Source organism: Streptomyces sp. DH12 (genome assembly GCF_020873895.1).
In the GTDB taxonomy this organism is placed as follows: Bacteria; Actinomycetota; Actinomycetes; order Streptomycetales; family Streptomycetaceae; genus Streptomyces.
The window spans coordinates 1-455 of sequence record NZ_JAHWGT010001044.1 but is presented as its reverse complement, the minus strand read 5'-3'; the positions used below and the strand labels follow the sequence as shown (position 1 = coordinate 455).

Annotated in this window: 1 protein-coding gene; it reads left to right on the top strand. The window is 71.9% G+C overall.

What is annotated here, in order from left to right; translation table 11 throughout:
* A partial coding sequence (locus tag LPA54_RS38415; protein WP_228985009.1) for an HAD hydrolase-like protein occupies positions 1-163 on the top strand: 163 nt, incomplete at its 5' end.
* Between the last annotated feature and the right edge of the window lie 292 nt (positions 164-455).

Genomic DNA, 455 nt, shown 5'->3' with positions numbered 1-455 from the left:
GATCGGCGACCGGATGGACACCGACGTGCTGGCGGGCATCGAGGCCGACATGAAGACGTTCCTGGTGCTGACCGGGCTGACCCGGCCGGAGCAGGTGGAGAACTTCCCGTACCGGCCGAGCAAGGTCGTCGACTCGATCGCGGACATCGTCGACCTCGTCTGATCGTCGTACGGCCGTTTCGCCGTACCTCGTTCACCCGACCGGTCCAGTGCCGCGCGTAAGAGGGTGCGGGGCCGGACCGGGCGGGGGAACCTCCAGAGTGTCTGGAGGTTCACGATGGGTAAGCGGCGACTCGCTCTCTGCGCGGGTGTCCTGGCCGTCACCGCGTTCGGCCCGGCGGCCTGCGCGGCGTACGCGGCGGACGGCGGGGACGTCTCGGTGGTCCCCGCGGCGCCCGCGCCCGGCGCCGACATCGCCCTCAGGGTGACCGGGTGCGATGCGCGCGAGGCGGTCG